19 protein-coding genes and 1 tRNA gene are annotated in these 20,840 nt (G+C 71.7%); 9 read left to right on the top strand and 11 right to left on the bottom strand.

Annotated features, from left to right (window positions below; translation table 11 throughout):
- The first annotated feature begins 32 nt into the window (after positions 1 to 32).
- Positions 33 to 106 (top strand) — tRNA-Leu (locus tag FLX08_RS05995).
- 192 nt (positions 107 to 298) lie between these two features.
- Here the strand turns inward: FLX08_RS05995 and FLX08_RS05990 are convergent.
- Complete coding sequence (locus FLX08_RS05990) at positions 299 to 856, bottom strand: DUF3800 domain-containing protein (RefSeq protein WP_341874312.1); 558 nt, start codon at positions 854 to 856, stop codon at positions 299 to 301.
- A gap of 52 nt (positions 857 to 908) precedes the next feature.
- Positions 909 to 2,087, bottom strand: coding sequence for a PucR family transcriptional regulator (locus tag FLX08_RS05985; RefSeq protein WP_142617188.1), 1,179 nt, complete (start codon positions 2,085 to 2,087; stop codon positions 909 to 911).
- Positions 2,088 to 2,274: 187 nt separating this feature from the next.
- On the opposite strand from FLX08_RS05985, the gene FLX08_RS05980 reads away from it, so the two are divergent.
- From FLX08_RS05980 to FLX08_RS05950, 7 genes are all read left to right on the top strand, one after another.
- Positions 2,275 to 3,195, top strand: a complete 921-nt coding sequence (locus FLX08_RS05980; RefSeq protein ID WP_142617187.1) for an ABC transporter ATP-binding protein — start codon at positions 2,275 to 2,277, stop codon at positions 3,193 to 3,195.
- Complete coding sequence (locus FLX08_RS05975) at positions 3,183 to 4,079, top strand: ABC transporter ATP-binding protein (RefSeq protein WP_244312440.1); 897 nt, start codon at positions 3,183 to 3,185, stop codon at positions 4,077 to 4,079. Before FLX08_RS05980 ends, FLX08_RS05975 begins: the two co-directional genes overlap by 13 nt.
- Positions 4,079 to 4,969, top strand: a complete 891-nt coding sequence (locus FLX08_RS05970; protein ID WP_142617186.1) for a branched-chain amino acid ABC transporter permease — start codon at positions 4,079 to 4,081, stop codon at positions 4,967 to 4,969. The genes FLX08_RS05975 and FLX08_RS05970 overlap by 1 nt, the downstream gene beginning before the upstream one ends.
- Positions 4,970 to 5,141: 172 nt before the next feature.
- Positions 5,142 to 6,191 carry a branched-chain amino acid ABC transporter permease gene (locus FLX08_RS05965; RefSeq protein WP_244312439.1) on the top strand — a complete coding sequence of 350 codons (1,050 nt, stop codon included), beginning with the start codon at positions 5,142 to 5,144 and terminating at the stop codon, positions 6,189 to 6,191.
- Complete coding sequence (locus tag FLX08_RS05960) at positions 6,152 to 7,438, top strand: ABC transporter substrate-binding protein (protein WP_142617185.1); 1,287 nt, start codon at positions 6,152 to 6,154, stop codon at positions 7,436 to 7,438. Before FLX08_RS05965 ends, FLX08_RS05960 begins: the two co-directional genes overlap by 40 nt.
- Positions 7,439 to 7,563: 125 nt before the next feature.
- Entirely contained in the window at positions 7,564 to 8,709 is a 1,146-nt protein-coding gene (locus tag FLX08_RS05955; RefSeq protein WP_142617184.1) for an acyl-CoA dehydrogenase family protein, read from the top strand.
- On the top strand, positions 8,706 to 9,140 hold the full coding sequence (locus FLX08_RS05950) for an acyl-CoA thioesterase (RefSeq protein ID WP_167530290.1): 435 nt from the start codon (positions 8,706 to 8,708) through the stop codon (positions 9,138 to 9,140). Before FLX08_RS05955 ends, FLX08_RS05950 begins: the two co-directional genes overlap by 4 nt.
- A 15-nt stretch (positions 9,141 to 9,155) precedes the next feature.
- Here FLX08_RS05950 and FLX08_RS05945 read toward each other — a convergent pair whose 3' ends face one another.
- The 6 genes from FLX08_RS05945 to pyk form a co-directional block, all read right to left on the bottom strand.
- Entirely contained in the window at positions 9,156 to 9,764 is a 609-nt protein-coding gene (locus FLX08_RS05945; protein ID WP_142617183.1) for an NAD(P)-dependent oxidoreductase, read from the bottom strand.
- The gene (locus FLX08_RS05940; RefSeq protein WP_142617182.1) at positions 9,761 to 10,138 is read right to left on the bottom strand and encodes a nuclear transport factor 2 family protein; all 378 of its coding nucleotides are present in this window, start codon (positions 10,136 to 10,138) and stop codon (positions 9,761 to 9,763) included. The genes FLX08_RS05945 and FLX08_RS05940 overlap by 4 nt, the downstream gene beginning before the upstream one ends.
- Positions 10,139 to 10,218: 80 nt before the next feature.
- Positions 10,219 to 10,692 (bottom strand): anthrone oxygenase family protein, encoded by a 474-nt coding sequence (locus FLX08_RS05935; protein ID WP_142617181.1) that lies wholly within the window; start codon positions 10,690 to 10,692, stop codon positions 10,219 to 10,221.
- Between the two features lie 127 nt (positions 10,693 to 10,819).
- Positions 10,820 to 12,664, bottom strand: a complete 1,845-nt coding sequence (locus FLX08_RS05930; protein WP_142617180.1) for an ABC transporter ATP-binding protein — start codon at positions 12,662 to 12,664, stop codon at positions 10,820 to 10,822.
- Positions 12,661 to 14,454, bottom strand: coding sequence for an ABC transporter ATP-binding protein (locus tag FLX08_RS05925; RefSeq protein ID WP_142617179.1), 1,794 nt, complete (start codon positions 14,452 to 14,454; stop codon positions 12,661 to 12,663). Before FLX08_RS05925 ends, FLX08_RS05930 begins: the two co-directional genes overlap by 4 nt.
- A 165-nt stretch (positions 14,455 to 14,619) precedes the next feature.
- Complete coding sequence (gene pyk / locus FLX08_RS05920; protein ID WP_142617178.1) at positions 14,620 to 16,053, bottom strand: pyruvate kinase; 1,434 nt, start codon at positions 16,051 to 16,053, stop codon at positions 14,620 to 14,622.
- Between the two features lie 209 nt (positions 16,054 to 16,262).
- On the opposite strand from pyk, the gene FLX08_RS05915 reads away from it, so the two are divergent.
- Positions 16,263 to 17,015, top strand: a complete 753-nt coding sequence (locus tag FLX08_RS05915) for a hypothetical protein (RefSeq protein WP_142617177.1) — start codon at positions 16,263 to 16,265, stop codon at positions 17,013 to 17,015.
- Here the strand turns inward: FLX08_RS05915 and FLX08_RS05910 are convergent.
- The 3 genes from FLX08_RS05910 to FLX08_RS05900 all read right to left on the bottom strand — a co-directional run bounded on the left by FLX08_RS05910 (position 16,936) and on the right by FLX08_RS05900 (position 20,777).
- On the bottom strand, positions 16,936 to 17,352 hold the full coding sequence (locus FLX08_RS05910; RefSeq protein ID WP_142617176.1) for a DUF2784 domain-containing protein: 417 nt from the start codon (positions 17,350 to 17,352) through the stop codon (positions 16,936 to 16,938). The genes FLX08_RS05915 and FLX08_RS05910 overlap by 80 nt on opposite strands.
- A 108-nt stretch (positions 17,353 to 17,460) precedes the next feature.
- A complete protein-coding gene (locus FLX08_RS05905) occupies positions 17,461 to 19,113 on the bottom strand; it encodes a S8 family peptidase (RefSeq protein ID WP_244312438.1) in 1,653 nt (550 codons plus the stop codon).
- Between the two features lie 179 nt (positions 19,114 to 19,292).
- Positions 19,293 to 20,777 (bottom strand): glutamate synthase subunit beta, encoded by a 1,485-nt coding sequence (locus FLX08_RS05900; protein ID WP_142617175.1) that lies wholly within the window; start codon positions 20,775 to 20,777, stop codon positions 19,293 to 19,295.
- Between the last annotated feature and the right edge of the window lie 63 nt (positions 20,778 to 20,840).

Raw genomic sequence — 20,840 nt, 5'->3', positions numbered from 1 at the left:
TCCATTGCCAAAACCGGACAAGTCCGGAAATAGCCCCGATAGACCAATCGGCAGAGTCGATGGCCTCAAAATCCATTCAGTGTGGGTTCGAATCCCACTCGGGGCACTTGGACGAATAGTGCCCCCTCGCTCAGAAGCCGCCAGGGCGACGACGGGGCCATGGTTGCACTCCAATGGCCAGCGGTGACATACTGTGACCGCCGAGCCCCGCTGGGGCTGCGGAAGTGAGGCCGGGACCTCCCGATGGAATCGGGCGCCCGGCCTTCGCGGTTTCAGCGCCGGATGCCACGAGGAACGGTCACAGGAACTCGATCCTCTGCCGGATGATGTCGAAGCTCTCGCCTTCGCCGCCGAGCCACCACACGACGCTGCCGACGAGTACGTCTGCGAGCCAGAGCAGCGGCTCGTCCGCCGATCTCCTCCATTCCGCGCGCAGGTTTCGCTCGATTCGACCCGCCCCGCGGAGCGCGTCCACCAACGCGCGGTCTCGTCTGTCGTGCCACTGGTCCCGCGTCTCGATGCAGACCGTCTCCACCTTCTGCTGCGACAGCTCGCAGAGGAGCCTGTCCAGGCAGAGGCGCCTCGCTCGTTCCGCTTTGCCGTTCTCCGGATAGATGTCGACGACGACAATCGCCCGCAAGGGCATCCTCGCCACCGCCTCGGCGATGAGCAGGTGACGAGCGGGAGGTTCGTCCCGCCAATGGATCGTCCGGCTCCGGCCGGCCCTGAGGCCCAGCAGCCGCTCTCGCAGTTCCGCGCAGACGTGCTCCTCCAGCAGGACGGCCGCCAAGGCGTACACATAGGCGTCACCACTCCTGCGCCGCATGCTTTCGTCGATGAACGCCAAGGGAGCCACAGCGGGCCGATGATACGCGCTGTGACCGACACGTCACCCTGGATGCGGGAAATCAGGTGCCTGGGAGGAGGCGGACGGCGTCGAGGGCGAGGGAGAGCTCGACGACGTCCAGGGGGCGGGCCAGCGACCGTCCGGTGAGCTGCTCGATGCGGCGCACGCGGTTGAAGACGGTGTTGCGGTGGCAGTAGAGCTCGGCCGCCGCCCGGACGGCCGAACCCTCGCAGCGCAGCCACGCCTCCAGCGTCGCGAGCAGCACGCCGCCGTCGGATGAGGCGATGATCGGGCCGAGGACGCCGCCCGCGAGGTGACCGGCCAGCTCCGGCTGGCACACGACCAGGGCGGCGGGCAGCCGCCGGTCGAGCCGCGCGATCTCCGGCCCGGTCCCCGAGCAGGTGCGCATGGCCACCTCCGCCAGGCGGCGGGCCGTGCCGAGGTCGGCGAGGCTCTCCACCACCGGGCTGACGCCGGCGCTCGCGCAGACGACCGGGGTGATCGCGGCCACCAGGTCGTCCAGCTCCCGGTCGCCGAGGTGCACCACCGCCATCTCCAGGTCAGGGCGCATGCGCCACAGGAACCGCAGGCCGCCGATCTCGTCGGGGCGGTGCACGCGGTCGGGCTGCGCGGGCAGCCGCGTTGTGACGACCGCATAGCGGCCGTGCTCCGGCAGGCCGAGGGCGCCGGCCGCCACGCCCGCCACGGCCGGGTCGGCGCGGCACTCCAGGAGGGCGTCGAGCATCGCGTTGACGCGCTGGTTGGTCCGGCCGAGCAGCTCGTTCTCCCGGCGGCGGTAGGCGTCGGCCGCCGCCACGGCCTGGCGGTCGATGGCGTGCCAGACGTGGGTCGCGCTGCGCAGCAGGGCGGGCAGCCGTTCCTGACCCTGGTCGCCGATGATGTCGATGACGCCGTTCCAGGTGACCTGTGCGGCCAGGCGGTAGCTGCGCATGAGCGAGTCGAGCGGGAGCCCGAACTCGGCCCGCCTGCGCCCCACCGTCTGGGCGTACGCGACGTCGCGCCGCTCGTGCCGGGGCTGCAGGATCGCGGTGATGCCGATGCGCAGCCCCTCGTGGGTGCTCTTCCAGTGGTCCTCGAAGGGGACCGTCATTCGGTAGGCCTCGTCGCTTTCCCTGCCGCGCTTCACCAGCTCGTCGGCGAGCTCGGGCAGCCGTTCCAGCAGGCCTGCGGCGGAGGTCCGCAGCAGTTCCCGGACCTCGGCGTCCGTCCTGGACCTCATGCCCCGAATGTGCCAGCACACAGCGTCCGGAACAAGGTTCGGTTTTCGTTTCGTGATGCGGGATTGTGCTGGAGCACAGGGCACGACGGGCGGGCATGGGCTGGGGTCCCGACTTGACCTCCGGTGCTGGACGGCCCTCGACCACGGTGGGTTGGGTGTGCCTTCATCGAAGTCACAGGAGGCGCGGATGTCTGGTGAGGCGGGCCCGGAGACCGGCGGCCCAAGGATCGAGGGCCCGCGGATCGCGGACCCCGAGGAGACCGGTGGCCTCGACATCAGGGGCCTGGAGGTGCGGTACGGCCCCGTACGCGCCTTGCGGGGCGTCCACCTGTCCGTGCCCGGGGGCGCGGTGGCCGCGGTGCTCGGCGCGAACGGCGCGGGCAAGACGACGCTGCTGCGGGCCGTGTCGGGGACGCTGCGGTTCCACCGGGGCGCGATCACGTCGGGGACGGTCGCCTTCGGCGGGTCCCGGCTCGACGGAGTGCCGGCCGCGGCCGTCGTGCGGCGCGGCGTGGTCCAGGTGCCGGAGGGGCGACGGGTGTTCGCCCGGATGACGGTGGCCGAGAACCTCCGCGCCGGAGCGCTGGGCGTGCCGGGCAGGCGCGCGGCGGCGGCCCGCGAGCGGGTGTTCGAGCTCTTCCCGGTGCTGGCGGAGCGGGCCCACCAGCGGGCGGGCCTGCTGTCGGGCGGCGAGCAGCAGATGCTGGCGATCGGCCGGGCGCTCATGGCCGGGCCGTCGCTGCTGCTGCTCGACGAGCCCACGCTCGGGCTGGCGCCGCTGATGGCGGCCCGGATCGCCGACACCGTACGGCAGATCAACGCCCAGGGGACGTCGGTGCTGCTGGTGGAGCAGAACGCCGCCATGGCGCTCGCGCTGGCCGAGCGGGCGTACGTGCTGGAGGTCGGCGAGGTGGCGCTGTCGGGACCGGCGGCGGACCTCGCGGCCAGCGACGAGGTGCGCCGCCGCTATCTCGGCGTCGGCGCGCCCGAGACAGACCGACCGGTCGGTACCGGCCCCGGCCCTGCCCCCGGACCGGCCCCCGACCCTGCGACCGACCCTGCCGCCGAGAAGCACGAGAGGACGAGGCTGGCGAGATGGACGGCATGACCCACCGCCGCGGCGAGCCGCGCGCGCATCCGGCGAGGCGGCGACGCATACCCTTCAGAAACCAACCGGTCGGTACGGTCGGCGGCGACGGCCCGGCGGAGCTCCTGGTCAGCGAGGTGACGGTGCGCTTCGCCGGGCTCACCGCCCTCGACGCGGTGAGCTTCACCGTGGCCCCCGGCAGCGTGCACGCGCTGATCGGCCCGAACGGCGCGGGCAAGTCCACCTGCTTCAACGTGCTGTCGGGCGTCTACCGCGCCACCTCGGGCAGCGTGCGCTTCGGCGGCGCCGAGCTGACCGCGCTGCGCCCGCACCAGGTGGCCGCGCTGGGCGTGGCGCGGACGTTCCAGAACATCGCCCTGTCGCCCCACCTGACGGTCCGCGACAACCTCATGCTCGGCCGGCACCGCCTGACCCGTGCCGGCTTCGTCTCGGCCGGCCTGCGGCTGCCCGCGGCCAGGCGCGAGGCCCTACGGCACGGCGCGCGGGTGGCGGAGATCGCGGAGTTCGCGGGCGTCGGCGACGCGCTGTCCATTCCGGTGGGGCTGCTGCCGTACGGCGTGCAGAAGCGGGTGGAGCTGGCCCGGGCACTGTGCATGGAGCCGCGGCTGCTCCTGCTGGACGAGCCGGTGGCGGGGATGAACGGCGGCGAGCGGCGCGAGATGGCCGGCCTCATCGAGTCGGTGCGCGAGAGCCTCGGCATCTCGATCCTGCTGGTCGAGCACGACATGGGCATGGTCATGCGGATCGCGGACGCGGTGACCGTGCTCGACTTCGGCAGGCGGATCGCCGACGGGCCGCCCGAAGAGGTCCAGCGCGACCCCGAGGTGGTCCGCGCCTATCTCGGCGACTTCGGCCGCCCGTCCGATGAGCTGGGGGAGGCGTGATGGCGGTCTTCCTGGAGCTGCTCGTCAACGGGATCTCGGTCGGGGCCGTGTACGCGCTGATCGCGCTCGGCTTCGTGGTGATCTTCAAGGCGACCGAGGTGGTCAACTTCACGCACGCGTCGCTGCTGCTGGCCGGCGGCTACGTGATCGCCCGGCTGCACCCGCTGATCGGGTTCTGGGCGGCACTGGCGGCCGGGATCGCGGCGGCGGCGCTGGTCGGCGCGCTGGTGGAGTTCCTGATCCTCCGCCGGGCGCACGTCGGCTCCCGCGGCGTGCTGGCCATCGTCACGATCGGCGTGGACATCCTGCTCACGACCGAGCTCACCCGGCAGATCGGCACCGAGGTGCTCGCCCTCGGCGACCCCTGGGGCGACCGGGTGCTGCACCTCGGGCCGGTCACGATCGCCGAGACCCGCGTCGTGGCCCTCGCGGTCGCCGCCGCGCTGATCGTGGCGTTCCTGCTCGCCTTCAAGTTCACCGGCTGGGGCGTGGCGATGCGCGCCACCGCCGAGGACGCGGAGACCGCCGCGCTGATGGGCGTGCGGCTCGGCCGGGTCTCGCTCAGCGCGTGGGCCGTCGCCGGGGCGCTGGCCGCGGTCGCGGCGCTGTTCCTGTGCGTGTTCCCGACGCCGGGCCTCGACAGGGGCACGGCCGCGGCGGCGATGAAGGCGTTCCCCGCCGCCATCCTCGGCGGGCTCGACTCGACCACGGGCGCGCTGGCCGGCGGGCTGATCGTGGGCGTCACCGAGACGCTGATGAGCGGCTACCAGAGCGAGCTGGCCTTCCTGGGCCGCGGCATCGGCGACGCCGCGCCGTTCCTCGTGATGATCGTGATCCTGCTGCTGCGGCCCTCGGGGCTGTTCGGCACGAAGGAGCCGGCCCGTGTCTGAGCCCGTGTCTGAGCCCGTGTCTGAGCCCACGTCCGAAGCCGCGACGCCCGTACGCGACACGCCCACGACAGCGACGTCCACGACAGCGACGCCGACGGCAGGGACGCCCGCACCCGGCGCGTCCCGGCCCCTCCTGGCCGTGCCCGGGATCACGGCACGGACCCTCCGGCTAGTGCTGTGGCTCGCGGTGGTCGCGGTGGCCGTCGCGGTGCCCTTCTACCTGGAGGGGTTCTGGCTGCAGGCGGGGCTGTTCGCGATGTCCGCGGCGATCGGCGCGATCGGGATCAACCTGCTGACCGGGGCGACCGGGCAGCTCTCCTTGGGGCACGCCTTCTTCCTCGCGGTCGGGGCGTACTCCTACGTCTACCTGTCGACCGACCTGGGGCTCCCGACGCCGCTCGCGGCCGTGGCCGCGGTGATCGTCGCGGGCCTGTGCGGCGGCGTGTTCAGCCCGATCGCGGGCCGCCTCAAGGGCGCCTACCTGGGCATCGCCACACTCGCCCTGATCTTCGTCGGCCAGCACATCCTGTTCAACGCCGAACCGGTGACCGGCGGCTTCAACGGACGGCCGGTGCCGCCGATGGAGCTGTTCGGTCTCGTCTTCGCCGACACCCCGGAGCTGGTGGTGCTGAACGTGCCGTTCGGTTCGCTCGAACGGCTGTGGTTCCTCGGGATCGCGCTGCTCGCGGGCGTGGCCGTGTTCGCCAGGGGCGTGCTGCGCGGCCGTCCCGGGCTGGCGATGAACACGATCAGGGACCACGAGATCGCCGCGGGGGTCATGGGCGTCCCCGTCGCCCGCTACCGCGCGGGCGTGTTCGTCCTGTCGTCCATGTACGGCGGGCTCGCCGGGGTGCTGGTCGCCCTGGTCTTCCAGCAGGTCGTGCCGGACTACTTCGGCATGCTGCTGTCCCTCGACTACCTCGCGATGATCGTGATCGGCGGCCTGGGATCGGTCGCGGGGGCGGTCGCCGGGGCCGCGTTCGTCTCCCTGCTCCCCCAGCTGCTCACGCGCTACAGCGACGCCCTGCCGCTGGTGGCCGAGCCGGGGTCCGGCGGGGTCTCCCCCGCCGAGGCCGCGCGGATCCTCTACGGCGCCGCCGTCGTCGCGGTGGTGCTGTTCCTGCCCGGCGGTCTGGCCGGGCTCGCCACGCGGCTCGGCCGCGTTCGACTCAAGGAGCTCAGATGGGCAAAATCGGCACCCGCGCCGGCGTCGCGGCGTTAGCCCTGCTGTCCCTGGCCGTCGCGGCCTCGGCGGCAGGGTGCGCGAGCGGCAAGGCCACGGGCGGAGGCGACGGCGCCGGGGCGACGGCCGGCGGCGACGGGGTCAAGACCGGCCCCGGCGTCTCGGCCACCACGATCACCGTGAGCGCGCTCACCGACCTGACCGGTCCGTACGCGTCGTTCGGCAAGAGCCTGACGCAGGCGCAGCAGCTGTACTTCGACCAGGTCAACGCCGCCGGCGGGGTCTGCGGCCGCAAGTACGAGCTGGTCGTCCGCGACCACGGCTACGACACGCAGAAGGCCGTGGCCGCCTACACCGAGGTCGCGCCCAAGTCGGCGGCGATCGCGCAGTTCATCGGCTCCCCGATGATCACGGCGCTGAAGCAGCGCGTCGACGGCGACAAGCTGCTCACGATCCCGATGGCATGGGCGACCACGCTGCTCGGCAGCCGGGCCATCCAGGTGACCGGCACGACGTACGACGTGGACATGATCAACGCCGTCGAGTTCCTCGTGAAGGAGAAGGGGATCACGTCCGGCGACAAGATCGGGCACCTCTACTTCGAGGGCGACTACGGCGAGAGCTCGCTCAACGGCTCGAAGTACGCCGCGGACAAGCTCGGCCTGCAGATCGTCGAGCAGAAGATCAAGGCGACCGACCAGGACATGAGCGCTCAGGTGGCGGCGTTCAAGGCGGCCGGGGTCAAGGCCGTGCTCGTCTCGGTGGGGCCCCGGCAGACGGCCTCGCTGGTCGGCGTGTCCCTGGCGAAGGGCATGGACGTGCCGTTCGTCGGCAGCAACTCGGCCTACTCTCCGCAGCTCCTTCCGACCCCGGCCGGGCCGGCCCTGCTGAAGGACTTCTACTACGTGTCGGCGGGGACGCCGGTCAGCGTTCAGAACGCGGCGATGCAGCGGCTGGTGGCCGACTACCAGGCGAAGTATCCCGGCGAGACCCTCGACAGCGGCGTGCCGACCGGCTGGAGCGCGGCGATGATCGTGGACGAGGCGATGAAGAAGGCGTGCGAGGCCAAGGATCTCACCCGTGAGGGCGTCCTGACCGCGCACCGCTCGCAGTCGGGCTTCGGCGGCGACTTCGGCACGCCGATGGACTTCACGTTCTTCGACAAGCCCGCCTCCCGGTCGTCCTACCTGCTCAAGCCCGACAAGGCGGCGCTCGGCGGCGCGGTGGTCTTCAGGGAGGCGGAGGTCTCGGAGCTGGCGAAGGATTATCCGGTGCCGGTGGGCTGACGGGCGACGGCCGCCGCGTCCGCGCCGGAGGTTACTCGCAGGTGCCGCTCTGGGCGACGCGACGGGGCAAAGATCGGAAAGAGGGACACTAGTATCCCCCTACCGAACAATCGTCTGGAGAATCGATGCGACGCACCATCTATGGCGAGGACCACGAGGCATTCCGCGACTCCGTGCGGCAGTTCGTGATCCGCTCGGTCGCCCCGCGCGCCGAGGAGTTCATCGAGCGCCGGCTGATCGACCGCGAGGTGTGGCGGGAGGCCGGCCGGCAGGGGTTCCTCGGCCTGGAGGTCCCCGAGGAGTACGACGGCGCGGCGGCCGGCGACTACCGCTTCAACGCCGTGCTCATCGAGGAGCTTGCCGGGGTGGGCATGGCTTTGGCGTCCAGTTTCGGCATCCACTTCGACGTGGTCGCGCCCTACCTGGTGGAGCTGACGACGGACGAGCAGAAGAAGCGCTGGCTGCCGCCGTTCTGCTCGGGAGAGCTGATCACCGCGATCGGCATGACCGAGCCGAGCGGCGGGTCGGACCTGGCGGCGCTGCGCACGACCGCCGTCAGAGACGGCTCCGACTGGATCATCGACGGTTCCAAGACGTTCATCACGAACGGCTACCAGGCCGACCTCGTCGTGGTGGCGGCGCGCACCAGCCCGGAGAAGCGGGCCAAGGGCATCACGCTGTTCGCGGTCGAGGAGGGCATGCCCGGCTTCCATCGCGGGCGCAAGCTGGACAAGGTCGGCCAGCCGGAGGCCGACACGGCCGAGCTGTTCTTCGAGGGCGTGCGGGTGCCGGCCGCCAACGTGATCGGCGAGGTGGACCGGGGGTTCGTCGCGATGATGGAGCGCCTCCCCCAGGAACGGCTCGGCAGCGCCGTCACCAACATCTCCCACGCCGCCGCCGTGCTCGCCGAGACCCTGTCGTACGTGAAGGAGCGCAAGGCGTTCGGCCAGGCGATCGGCAGTTTCCAGTACAACAAGTTCACCCTCGCCGACCTGGTGACGAAGGTGGAGGTGACCCGGGCGTACGTCGACCAGTGCGTGGCCGCCCACACCGCCCGGGAGCTGACGGCGGTCGACGCCGCCAAGGCCAAGATGTGGACCGCCGAGGTGCAGAACCAGGTGATCGACGCCTGCGTGCAGCTCTACGGCGGCTACGGCTACATGAAGGAGTATCGCGTGGCGCGGGCCTGGGCGGACGCCAGGGTGACCCGGATCTGGGCGGGGTCCAACGAGATCATGCGCGAGATCATCGGCCGGGACCTCGGACTGTGAACGAGCCCGTGATCGACCGGACGGCCTATCCCCACTGGCGGGACGTGCCCACCCGCTGGAAGGACAACGACGTCTACGGGCACGTCAACAACGTCGTGCACTACTCGCTGATGGACACCGTGATCAACACCTGGCTGATCGAGGAGGCCGGGCTGGACATCCACGAGGGCCCGGCCATCGGGGTGTGCGTGGAGTCGCGCTGCTCCTACCACGCCTCGGTGTCCTTCCCGCAGGTGATCGGCGTGGGCCTGCGGATCGGGCGCCTCGGCCGCTCCAGCGTCCGCTACGAGCTCGCGCTGGTCGCCGGGGACACGCTGGTCGCCGAGGGCGACTTCACGCACGTCTTCGTGGACCGGCGCACCCGCCGCCCCGTGGAGATCGGCCCGCCGCTGCGCCCCGCCATGGAACGCCTGCTCCTTCCCCACTCGTGACCTCGGATGACCGGCTCAGCGGCCGTTGACGTTGACCGCCACGCGGCTCAGGTGACCCTCCTGTGCGATGTCCAGCAGGGTGGTCGCCACGTCCGCCCTGGTCAGAGCGTGCGGCATGCCCAGAAGTTCGCGGCGGATCACGACCGCCCCGGTGGCGGGCCGGTCGGTGAGCCGGGTCAGCCTGACGATGGTCCAGTCCAGGTCGGCGGCGCTCACGGCCCGTTCCAGGTCGCGGGCGTCGGCATACTGGGTGGCCAGCAGGCGGCGCAGCAGCCACAGGACCAGGACCGGCCTGCGGGCGACGATCGGATAGGGAGTGGTGACGATCAGCCGCCGGGCCCCGGTCTCGGTCATCGCCCGCATGACGGTGCGGGTGGCCTCGGCCGCGCGATGCGGGTCGCGGCTGTCGCCGCCGTTGATGATGGAGATCACCACGTCCGCGTCCGCCACGGCCGTGCGCATCTTCTCCAGGTCGCGGCCGTCGCCTTCGACGACGGCGTGCGGCCGCGCTTCCAGGGCGGCGGCGTTGCGGGTGAACGCGGTGACCCGGTGGCCGCGGCGCAGTGCCTCGGCCAGGACGTATCGGCCGGTGTGGCCGGTGGAGCCGACGAGAGTGAGGTTCACGGCTGCACCGTCCGGGTGATCGAGTCGACGCGCCGAACCCGTCCGTCCGAGGCGAAGCGGGCGAACAGCTGAACCTCGATCCGCAGGGTCGTGCCCTTCCTGGTCAGGACGGTCATGGTGTAGCGGGCGGCGGCCCGGTCGTCGTCGATCAGCGTGTCGTGGACCTGGATCTCCAGCTCGCGGGCGTTCTTGCGGGCCGGGCCCGCGTGGTCGATCAGCCGCTGCCGGTCGAGGACGATGCCGTCGTTGTGGTATTCGAGGTCGGGCGTGTAGTAGCGGTCCACGATCGCGGCCGGGTCCTCCTGGCCGAAGGCCAGCTCGTACGGCAGGCGCGTCAGAAAGGCGTCGAAGCCGGGCATCAGGCCACCTCGCATGAGTTCATCGTGAGCGTGTCCTCGGGCTGGGATGCCCGGCGGCACGGTGACCAGGACGGTACGGAACATGGTTTTTCTCCTCAGCGGCTGGCGGGCCGGTTGACGACGGCGATGACGACGATCAGGACGAAGGCGGCCAGCGCGGTCAGGGTGCGCAGGTCGTGGAACAGCTCCCACCGCCGGAAGGTCTCGGCGTAGCCGGCCGGCACCGGACCTGCGGCCCATTCCCGGAAGCGCGCGTGCAGCGGGACGTTGCCGAACACGGTGACGAGCAGCGAGGTCAGCGCCAGCGCGCCCGCGCCGAGCGCGAGAAGGCGCACCCGGCCGCGTCCGGCGATCGCCAGGCCGAAGGTGGAGAGGATGGCCAGCGCCATCGCGCTCTGCATGATCGGCTCGTTGACCTTCATCATCGTGGTGTGGAAGGTCAGGCGCACGTCCAGCGGAACGGCTCCGAACGTGGGGATCACGTTGGCCGCGCCGTACGCGAACGCGCCCGCGAGCAGGCCGGTGGCCAGCAACGCCGCTCCGTGGACATACCTCTGTGGGGTTTCCATGACCGCCAATCCTCGTCCGGCCGCGGTCCGGCGGCGTCCCACCCACGGAGTCATCCGCCGCTACCCCACCGGGATCAGCCCAGCCGGACGGGCTAAGCCGCCCGGAGTAGCCCGCGATGGGCAGGCCTCAGGCGAGGCTGTCGAGCCAGGCGCGATGGAGGCGGGCGAACCGGCCGGCGCCGGCGATCAGGCGCTCCGGCGGGCCGTCCTCCACGATCCGGCCGTGCTCCATGACGAGCACCCGGTCGGCGATCTCCACGGTCGACAGGCGGTGGGCGATGATCAGCGCGGTCCGGTCGGCGAGGATCGTCCGCAGCGCCCGCTGGACGAGGCGCTCGCTGGGCACGTCGAGGCTGGAGGTGGCCTCGTCCAGGATCAGCACGGCCGGGTCGGCGAGGAACGCCCGGGCGAACGCCACGAGCTGCCGCTGGCCGGCCGACATGCGCCCGCCGCGCTTGCCGACCTGCGTCTCGTATCCGTCCGGCAGCGCGGAGACGAACGTGTGGGCGCCGATGGCCTCGGCCGCCCGCTCGATCTCCGAATCCGGCGCGCCGGGCCGCCCGAACCGCACGTTGTCGGCGACGGTCCCGCTGAACAGGTAGTTCTCCTGGGTGACCATCACCACGTGGCGGCGCAGCGTGGCCTCGTCCAGGTCGCGCAGGTCCACGCCGTCGAGCAGCACCCGCCCGGCGACCGGGTCGTGGAACCGGGCGATGAGCTTGGCCAGCGTGGTCTTGCCCGCGCCCGTGGTGCCGACGACGGCGACGGTCTGCCCGGCGGGGATCTCCAGGTCGAGCAGCGGAAGCACCGTCGGGCCGCTGGGATAGGCGAACCGGACGGCCTCGAACCGCAGCGCCCCCGCGGCGCGCGGCAGCGGCACCGGGCGGCGGGGCGGGGCCACCGAGGGCCGCTCCTCCAGCACGCCCGACAGCTTCTCCAGCGCCGCCCCTGCCGACTGCAGCGCGTTGTAGAACTGCGAGATCTCCTGCATCGGCTCGTAGAACTGGCGCAGATAGAGCAGGAACGCCGCGAGCACGCCGACCGTGACCGTGCCGTGCAGCGCCAGCAGGCCGCCGTACAGCAGGACGGCGGCGACGGTGATGTTGCCGATCAGCTTGATGCCGGGCATGAACACGGCGACCAGGCGCATGCCCCGCGTGTTGGCGGCGCGGTAGTCGACGTTGAGCCGCTCGAAGATCTCCTGGTTGCGCGGCTCCCGCCGGAACGCCTGCACCGCCCGTATCCCGGTCATCGACTCCACGAAGTGCACGATGACCAGCGCCACCGCCTCCCGGGTGCGGCGGTAGGCGACGCTCGACTGGCGGCGGAACCACCGGGTGAACAGCAGCAGGACCGGCAGCGGCAGCAACGCCACCAGGCCGAGGCGCACGTCGAGCACGAGCAGCATGACCGCGGTGCCGCACAGCGTGAGCACGGCCGTGACCAGGCCGTCGAACCCGGAGTCGAGCAGCTCCGCGATCGCGTCCACGTCGGAGGTGAGCCGGGAGATGACCCGCCCCGAGGTGTACTTCTCGTGGAACGACAGCGACAGGCGCTGGAAGTGGTCGAAGACCCGGCGGCGCAGCTCCAGCAGGATGTCCTGGCCGATCCGGCCCGACATCTGCAGGAACGCCTGCCGGGTGAGCGCCTGGGTGAGCGTCGCGGCCAGCAGCGCGCCGACGATCGCGAGCAGGGTGCCCGCGCCCTGCCCGCGAAGCATGGGCGGGATCCCGTCGTCGATGCCCGCCTTCACGAGGTACGGCAAAGCCAGCCCGGCGGCGTTGGACACCACGATGACCGCGGTGAGCACGGCGATCGCCCGGCGGTGCGGGCGCAGCAGGTCGCCGAGCAGGCGGCGCGACCGGGTGCGCAGCAGCAGGGAGACCCGCTCGGAGATCTCGTCCCGCTCCTCCGCGGCGACCCCGCGCCACCCATCCGTCTCTGTCGCGTCGTCGGCGGGCTGCTGGGTCATCGCATCGATCCCTCGGGGTCGAGGTCGGCGTCCTGGGCGAGCAGTTCGCGATACTCCGGCACGGCCGACAGCAGGTCGCCGTGGCGGCCGACGTGGGTGACGGTGCCGTCGCGCAGCAGCGCGACCCGGTCGGCGAGCAGCACGGTCGAGGCGCGGTGGGCCACGACGATGCCGGTCGCGTCGGCGAGCACCCGCCGCAGCGCCTCCTCGACCAGCGCCTCGGTCTCCACGTCGAGCGCCGACAGGGTGTCGTCGAGGACGAGCACCCGCGGCCTGCCGAGGACGGCCCTGGCCAGCGCGAGCCGCTGCCGCTGACCGCCCGACAGCGACATGCCCTGCTCGCCGATGCGGGTGTCGAGCCCCCACGGCAGGTCGTACGCGAACGTCGCCTGCGCGATCTCCAGGGCCTGCCTGATCTCGTCCTCGGTGGCGTGCCCGTGGCCGAGCGTCACGTTCTCGCGGACGCTCATCGAGAACAGCGTCGGCTCCTCGAACGCCGTGGCGACCACCGAGCGCAGCGAGGTCAGCGTCAGGTCCCGCACGTCGTGCCCGTCCACGGTGACGCGGCCGGAGGTGACGTCGAGCAGGCGGGGCACGAGCGCGGTGAGCGTCGTCTTGCCCGACCCGGTGGCCCCCACGAGGGCGACGGTCTCCCCCGGCCGCACCTCCAGCCACACGTCGCGCAGCACCGGCCGGTCGGCGCCGGGGAAGCGGAACCCGACGCCTTCGAAGCGCACGTGGCCGCGCGGGCGCTCGATGACGGCCGGGCCGCCGCTGATCGCGGGCACCGTGTCGAGCACCTCGATCACCCGGTCGGCGGAGGTCATGGCCTCCTGGCCCATCGTGAGGATGTAGCCGAGCGAGGCGACCGGCCAGACGAGCTGGAGCACCAGCGTGGCGAACGCGACCAGGGTGCCGAGCGTCAGCGCGCCGGCGCCGACCGCGATCGCGCCGAGCAGCAGGACGAGGGCGAGCGTGACGTTCGGCACGACTTCGAGGAAGGTGAAGAACCGGGAGGCCAGCCGCACCTTCGCCAGCGAGGTGCGGCGGATCTCGCGGGCGGCGGCGGCGAAGGTCTCGAAGACGTGCTCGCGCCGCCCGAACGCCTTGATCGTGCGGATGCCCACGGCCGACTCCTCGACCAGCGTGGCGAGGTCGCCCTGCTGGTCCTGCACCTGCCGGGAGACGACTCTGTAGCGCCGCTCGAACCGCAGCGACAAGGCCACGATCGGGACGGCGGAGACGGCGACGAGCAGGCCGAGCGGCCAGTGCATCCGCAGCAGCACCGCGGTGACCGCGGTGAGCTGCAGGATGTTCATGATCAGGAACAGCATGCCGAAGCCGAGGAACCGGCGGATCGTCGACAGATCGCTCGTCGCCCTCGACAGCAGCTGGCCCGACTGCCAGCCGTCGTGGAAGCTCATCGGCAGCCGCTGGAGGTGCCGGTAGAGGTCGTCGCGGATCGCGGTCTCGAGGCCGAGGACCGGCCCGGCCTGCGACCAGCGGCGGACGAACGTGAGAACGGCCTCGGCGACGCCGAGGCCGAGGGCCAGCAGCCCGAGCGGGACCAGCCCGCCGAGGTCCCCGTGGGCCACCGGGCCGTCGATGATCTCCTTGCTCACCAGCGGGATCACCGTGGCCGCGGCGATCCCGAGCAGCGCGGCGGTCCAGCTCACCACGAGGCTGGGCACGTACGGACGCAGGTAGGACCGCAGCCGCCACAGCGAGTGCCATGGCCTATGACCAGTGCCGCCGCTCGCGCCGGGCCCGGGGTCCTGAGGGGAGTCCATCAACGGGCGCAGCGCTCCTCCGGTATCCGGCACGACGGCATCTGACAGGAAAGGTCGACTCGCTCCTGCCATGCTCCGTCGAAGGCGCCGCGCCTTCAAGGGGTTTACTCCCGCCGCCGGGTGCCCCAGGCCGTGCCGCCCGGGCACCCGGCCGTGCGCCGGGGATCAGCTCGACGGGTGGGCGACCGCCGAACCGATGGTGTGAACGCGCAGGGCGTTGGTGGAGCCGTGGTTGCCGGGGGGCGAGCCCGCGACGACGACGACCTTGTCGCCCTTCTCGCAGACGCCGAGCGACAGCAGCGAGGCCTCCACCTGGCGGACCATGTCGTCGGTGTGGTGCACGAACGGCACCTCGAACGTCTCCACGCCCCACGTCAGCGCGAGCTGGCCGCGCACCTGAGGGTTGGAGGTGAACGCCAGCAGCGGGATCGGCGAGCGATAACGGGCCAGCCGCCGGGCGGTCTCGCCGGACATCGTGAACGCCACCAGGGCCTTGGCCCCGACGATCGCGCCGACCTCGGCCGCGGCGCGGGCGATGGCCCCGCCGGTCGTCTCGGGCAGGCGGTCCAGCGTGTGGGTGGCCTGCAGCGTGGTGCCCTCGGCGGCGACCGCGATGCGGGCCATCGTGGAGACCGACTCGATCGGGTAGTTGCCCACCGAGGTCTCACCGGACAGCATGACCGCGTCCGCGCCGTCCATCACGGCGTACGCGACGTCGGACGCCTCGGCGCGGGTGGGCCGGGGGGCGCTCATCATCGAGTCGAGCATCTGGGTGGCCACGATGACCGGGTGGGCCTTCTCCCGGCACAGCTCGATGATGCGGCGCTGGACGATCGGCACCTGCTCAAGCGGCAACTCGACGCCGAGGTCGCCGCGGGCGACCATGACACCGTCGAAGGCGTCCACGATCTCTTCGAGGCGGTCGACGGCCTGCGGCTTCTCGATCTTGGCGAGGAGCGGGAGCCTGACGCCCTCCTCCTCCATGATCCCGTGGACGAGCGCGGCGTCGTCCGGCGACCGGACGAACGACAGGGCGATCATGTCGAAGCCGGTGCGCAGGGCCCAGCGCAGGTCCTCCTCGTCCTTCTCCGTGAGCGCCGGGGCGCTGACGGCGACGCCGGGGAGGTTGAGGCCCTTGTTGTCGGAGATCATGCCGCCGATGACCACGCGGGTGACGACGCGCGGCCCCTCGACCGCGGTCACCTCGAGGTTCAGCCGGCCGTCGTCCACGAGGATCGTGTCGCCGGGCTTGACGTCGCCCGGCAGGCCCGCGTACGTCGTGGAGACGATGTCACGGTCGCCGGGGACGTCCTCGGTCGTGATCGTGAAGACGTCGCCGAAGCCGAGCCGTACGGGACCGGAGGCGAAACGTCCGACGCGGATCTTGGGACCCTGGAGGTCGGCGAGGACGCCCACGGCGCAGCCGAGCTCGTCGGCGGCGGCTCTGACCCGGTCGAACACCTCCTTGTGCAACTCGTGGCTGCCGTGCGAGAGGTTGAAGCGGGCGACGTTCATGCCCGCCTGGATGAGCTCGCGTAGGCGCTCCGGTGAGGAGGTGGCGGGCCCGAGGGTACAGACGATCTTTGCTCGACGACTCACAGCACTACCCTAATTGGTACAGACCACTTGCAGTGACGGCGCACACAGCTGTCGCCAAATGTTCAGACACTTCACGCGATCACCCGCGTGCCCTAGCCTTGGCAGCCATGGGACGTACCCGGACCTGGGGGGCAATAACGGCGCTGTTCACCCTGGCCGCGTGCGCAGGACAGGCTACCGAATCGGCAGCGCCGCCGACGGGTGTTTCGGTGTCGCTCAACCAGTGGCGCAGCGACGAGACATCCCACGAGCTGGAGGTGTCCGTGCGCAACGACACCGCCACGCGGGTGCGCTTCCAGGACGTCCAGCTCGTCACGGACTCGTTCGCGACGCTCCCGCCGGCCCGCGTGGACACCACCCTCGGCAAGACGCCGCGTACGGACCTACGGATCCCGTACGGCGAGGCGCGCTGCGACCCGGAGACGATCCCGCCGGTGCGCCCGGCCACCGTGGTGGCGCACATCCAGGTGGGCGACGGCACCTCACGCAAGGTGGAGTTCCCGGTCCGGCACCCCGATCCGACCCTGGACGGGCTGGTGAAGGCCGAGTGCGGGGCCTACATCCTGCGCCAGTCGGTGGACGTCACGTTCGGGGACACCTGGACCCGCGCGGGCCGGACCCTCCAGGGGAACCTCGTCGTCACCAGGAAGGGCGGCTCCGAGCCGGTCACCATCGACGAGCTCGGCGCCACCACGCACTACACGATGCTGCCCCGCTCCGGCAAGCGCCGGCCGGTGGCGGTGCTCGCGGCGGACGCCAAGCGGCTGGAGATCCCGGTGGAGGTCACCCCAATGCGCTGCGACTGGCACGCCTTCGCCGAGGCCAAGAAGGCCTACCTGTTCCCGGTCTACGGCACCGTGGGCGGCGGCGAGAAGCGTTACCTCATCGCGACGCCTCCGGCTCCGGTGCAGCAGACGTTCCTGTCGTACGCGCAGGACGTGTGCGGCGTCGGCGGGTCCTGATCGCGAGGCCCGCCCAGGAGGCGAGCACGACGGCGATCACCGCCAGCCGCACGTGCCACACGTATGCCTCCGGATAGACGACGCCCTCGATGTAGGTGTCGATGAAGCCGCCGGGCAGCAGCCCGCGCTCCCCCGCCCTGGCCCGCGCCCAGTTCTCCAGCGCGGTCAGCGGGCACTCCACGAGCCCGGCGAGCTGCACCAGCCCCCAGGCGCACAGCGCGAGGTGCGGCCAGATCAGCCGGGGCCGCCACCAGGCGAGGAAGCCGCCCAGGGCGATGTAGGCGATGACGACGAGATGCACCACCATCGTGGCCTGCCAGACGAGCCCGTAGATCATGGTCTGCCCTCCTCCGCGAAGGAGGGTAGGCCCGCCTCGGCCCGCCGGTCATCCGGCGGGCTACTCAGGCGCGTACTCAGCCGGCCCTGGAAGAGCCCAGGAGGCCGCTCAGGACGTGACGGTGGCGGCCCGGGCGGCATTGACCACGCCGTGCCCGAAGAAGCCGTTCTTCGCCGTGGGCCCCTCGCAGACCTGGCTCTCGCCCGTGCTGTAGCGGTAGGTGCGGGGCGTCGGGCAGCCCTTCGGCGTCGCCGTCGCGTACAGCAGGCGCTCCACCTGCGCGGGGTCCATCTGGAGCCCGCCCTTGCCCGGCTTGCCGAACCGGCCGATGATCAGCGCCGCCACCCCGGTGACGTGCGGCGCGGCCATGGAGGTGCCCTCCAGGTATTGGTAGTAGGCGCACGTGCCGCCCTGGCAGTCGCGGACCACCGACGACGTCTTCGGCTTGCCGTCGGCGAACAGCAGGCCCCTGGCGCGCAGGACGTGCTCGGGGGCGGCGGCCAGGATCTCCCGGCTCACGCCCTTCAGATCGCTGCCGGCGTCGAACAGGTCGCCGCCCGGCGCGGCGATGTCGGTCTGCTCGACGCCGTAGTCGGAATACGGCGCCTTGCGCCCGCTGGGGCCGACGGAGGACACCGAGATGACGCCGTCGAGCTCGGCCGGGACGTTGAGGCAGGTGTTGTCGATGATCCGCTTCTTCTCCGAGCCCTTGGGATAATCGGGGCTGGAGGTGTCGGTCTTCACCTTGCCGAGGTCGAGGCTCTCGTTCCCGATCGCGCTGATGAGCGTGACCCCGCGCGTGTGGGCGTACTTGACGGCGCGGCGCATGCCCTCCAGGATCGCCCGCTGCTCAAGGCTCTCTCTGGTCGTGTCGCTCGGGTTGCTCGCGCAGTTGAACGTCCAGGGGTCGACGTAGAAGCTCATGTTGACCACGTCGACGCCGACGTCGGCGGCGTACTCCAGGGCGTCCATCGTGGGCTTGAGGAAGAAGAAGCCCGAGTCGGTGCCGGCGCGGAGGTTGACCAGCGACACGTCGGGGGCGACCCCGGCGACGCCGATGCCGTTGATCGGCGAGCCGATCGTGCTCGCGACGTGGGTGCCGTGACCGTCGTCGTCGACGTCGGCCGGGTCCTTGCAGCCCGCGTGCTCGCAGGGCCCGTCGAGCGGCTTGCCGTTCTCGTCGACGGGCTGGTCGATGACGAAGTTGCGGCTGAGCTCCCGGTTGAAGTTGGGCGCGATGTCGGGGTGGTTGCCGTCGATGCCGGTGTCGATGACGCCCACCAGCACCTTGTGGCTGCCCCGGGCCTTGGCGTACGACCCGGTGGGGGTGGCGCCGATCATCTTCATGTCCCACTGGCGGTCCGAGAGCGGGTCGCCCCCCTGTGTTGCTTGTATCGGGGCCGCTCGGACATGCTTCGGGGCCGGCCGGGCCTGCTTCGCGCGCGGGGCGACGGGCGCGTCGGCGGTCTTGCCGATGGGACGGTCGAGCGTGACGCCGACCACGGAGGGATCGGCGCCGATCCGCTCGGGGTCGGACGTGCGCACGACCAGATAGCCGAGCTTGTCGTCCCGCGCCTGGATCGTCGCTCCGGCGGCCCCGACCGCGCGCTGTGCGGCGGCGAGGCCGCCGTCCTTGTAGAAGACCAGGTAGTTCTGCGCGGGCTCGGACGCGGTCGCCGCCCCCGGCAGTCCCGCGGCCCCCAGCCCGCCGAGCAGCGTGATGGACATGATGGCCCCGGCGAGCCGCCCCCGTGCGTGCAACGATCCTCCTCGATTGCGGGCACCCGGTGCCGGGGCCCCTCGATACGGGCTCAGCATCCTCCCGGCAGCCGTACACGCTCGCAACCCGGCCACCGAATTGGGATATGCCCGTTTTATCCCCCAAACGCCCACACCGGCCGTGGTCCGGTCCCCTGGGACCACGGCCGGCGGATCACATCTCAGACGAGAGGGCGCGCCGTCGGCGGGATGGGAACGGGCAGCACGGTCCGCCCGCTCAGGTAGGCGTCCACCGCCGCCGCGGCCGAACGGCCCTCGGCGATCGCCCAGACGATCAGCGACTGGCCGCGGCCCATGTCACCGGCCGCGAACACGCCCTCGACCGACGTCGCGTACGACGCGTTCCTGGCCACGTTGCCCCGGGCGTCGAAGAACGACTCCGGGTCGCCGGACAGCGCCGCGAGGTCGTTCAGCAGCGGGCCCTTCTCAGGGCCGAGGAAGCCCATGGCGAGCGTCACCAGCTCGGCCGGGATCTCCCGCTCGGTGCCGGGGATCGGCTTGAAGCCCGCCGCCGGGCCCTCGACCTCGACCAGGCGCAGCGCCCGCACGTTGCCCTCGTCGTCGCCGGCGAACTCGGTGGTGGACACCGCGTAGACGCGGTCGCCCGCCCCGGCCTCCAGCTCCTCGTGCGCGCTCTCCATCTTGAACAGCATCGGGTAGGTCGGCCACGGCTGGCTGCCCGGACGGGTCGCCGGCGGCCTCGGCATGATCTCCAGCTGGGTGACCGACAGGGCCCCCTGGCGGATCGCCGTGCCGATGCAGTCGGCGCCGGTGTCGCCACCGCCGATCACGACGACGTGCTTGCCCTTGGCGGAGATCGGCGACTCGGGGAAGTCGCCGTGCTGCACCTTGTTGGCCGGCGGGAGATACTCCATCGCCTGGTAGACGCCCTTGAGGTCGCGGCCGGGCACCGGCAGGTCGCGCCACGCCGTGGCGCCGCCCGCCAGCACGACCGCGTCGAACTCCTCGCGGAGCCGGGCCACCGTGACGTCCACACCGACGTTGACCCCGGTGCGGAACTCGGTGCCCTCGGCCTCCATCTGGGCGACGCGGCGGTCGACGTGCCGCTTCTCCATCTTGAACTCGGGGATGCCGTAGCGGAGCAGCCCGCCGATCCGGTCGGCCCGCTCGAACACGACCACGTCGTGCCCGGCGCGGGTGAGCTGCTGCGCGGCGGCGAGGCCGGCCGGGCCCGAGCCGACCACGGCGACCTTCCTGCCCGTCCTGGCCGCGGGCGGCTGCGGCGTGACCCAGCCCTCGGCGAAGGCGCGGTCGACGATCTCGACCTCGACCCGCTTGATCGCGACCGGGTCGGAGTTGATGCCGAGGACGCACGCCGACTCGCACGGCGCGGGGCACAGGCGGCCGGTGAACTCCGGGAAGTTGTTGGTCGCGTGCAGCCGCTCGATCGCCTCGCGCCAGTCGTCGCGATAGACGAGGTCGTTCCACTCGGGGATGAGGTTCCCCAGGGGGCAGCCGTTGTGGCAGAACGGGATGCCGCAGTCCATGCAGCGCGCGGCCTGCTTGGTGAGCGCGGGCCGGGGGAAGTCCTCGTAGACCTCGCGCCAGTCGCGAATGCGAACGTCGACCGGGCGGCGCGCCGGCAGCTCGCGCCCGTGTGTCAGGAACCCCTTCGGGTCAGCCAACGGTGTTACCCCCCTCTATCCCTGTGCGGAAACGGTCGTGGAAACGGACGCGGTGATTCGCAT

Origin of the sequence: Microbispora hainanensis, from assembly GCF_006874475.1 — a bacterium.
GTDB classification, from domain to species: Bacteria; Actinomycetota; Actinomycetes; order Streptosporangiales; family Streptosporangiaceae; genus Microbispora; species Microbispora hainanensis.
This window is presented reverse-complemented; position numbering and strand designations above follow the sequence as displayed.

Coding starts and splice junctions, on each gene's coding strand:
- FLX08_RS05935 (WP_142617181.1), bottom strand. CDS start 10,692: ATGGAAACCCCACAGAGGTATGTCCACGGAGCGGCGTTGCTGGCCACC.
- FLX08_RS05955 (WP_142617184.1), top strand. CDS start 7,564: ATGCGACGCACCATCTATGGCGAGGACCACGAGGCATTCCGCGACTCC.
- FLX08_RS05960 (WP_142617185.1), top strand. CDS start 6,152: ATGGGCAAAATCGGCACCCGCGCCGGCGTCGCGGCGTTAGCCCTGCTG.
- FLX08_RS05930 (WP_142617180.1), bottom strand. CDS start 12,664: ATGACCCAGCAGCCCGCCGACGACGCGACAGAGACGGATGGGTGGCGC.
- FLX08_RS05985 (WP_142617188.1), bottom strand. CDS start 2,087: ATGAGGTCCAGGACGGACGCCGAGGTCCGGGAACTGCTGCGGACCTCC.
- FLX08_RS05940 (WP_142617182.1), bottom strand. CDS start 10,138: ATGCGAGGTGGCCTGATGCCCGGCTTCGACGCCTTTCTGACGCGCCTG.
- FLX08_RS05980 (WP_142617187.1), top strand. CDS start 2,275: ATGTCTGGTGAGGCGGGCCCGGAGACCGGCGGCCCAAGGATCGAGGGC.
- FLX08_RS05970 (WP_142617186.1), top strand. CDS start 4,079: ATGGCGGTCTTCCTGGAGCTGCTCGTCAACGGGATCTCGGTCGGGGCC.
- FLX08_RS05975 (WP_244312440.1), top strand. CDS start 3,183: ATGGACGGCATGACCCACCGCCGCGGCGAGCCGCGCGCGCATCCGGCG.
- FLX08_RS05910 (WP_142617176.1), bottom strand. CDS start 17,352: ATGATCTACGGGCTCGTCTGGCAGGCCACGATGGTGGTGCATCTCGTC.
- FLX08_RS05925 (WP_142617179.1), bottom strand. CDS start 14,454: ATGGACTCCCCTCAGGACCCCGGGCCCGGCGCGAGCGGCGGCACTGGT.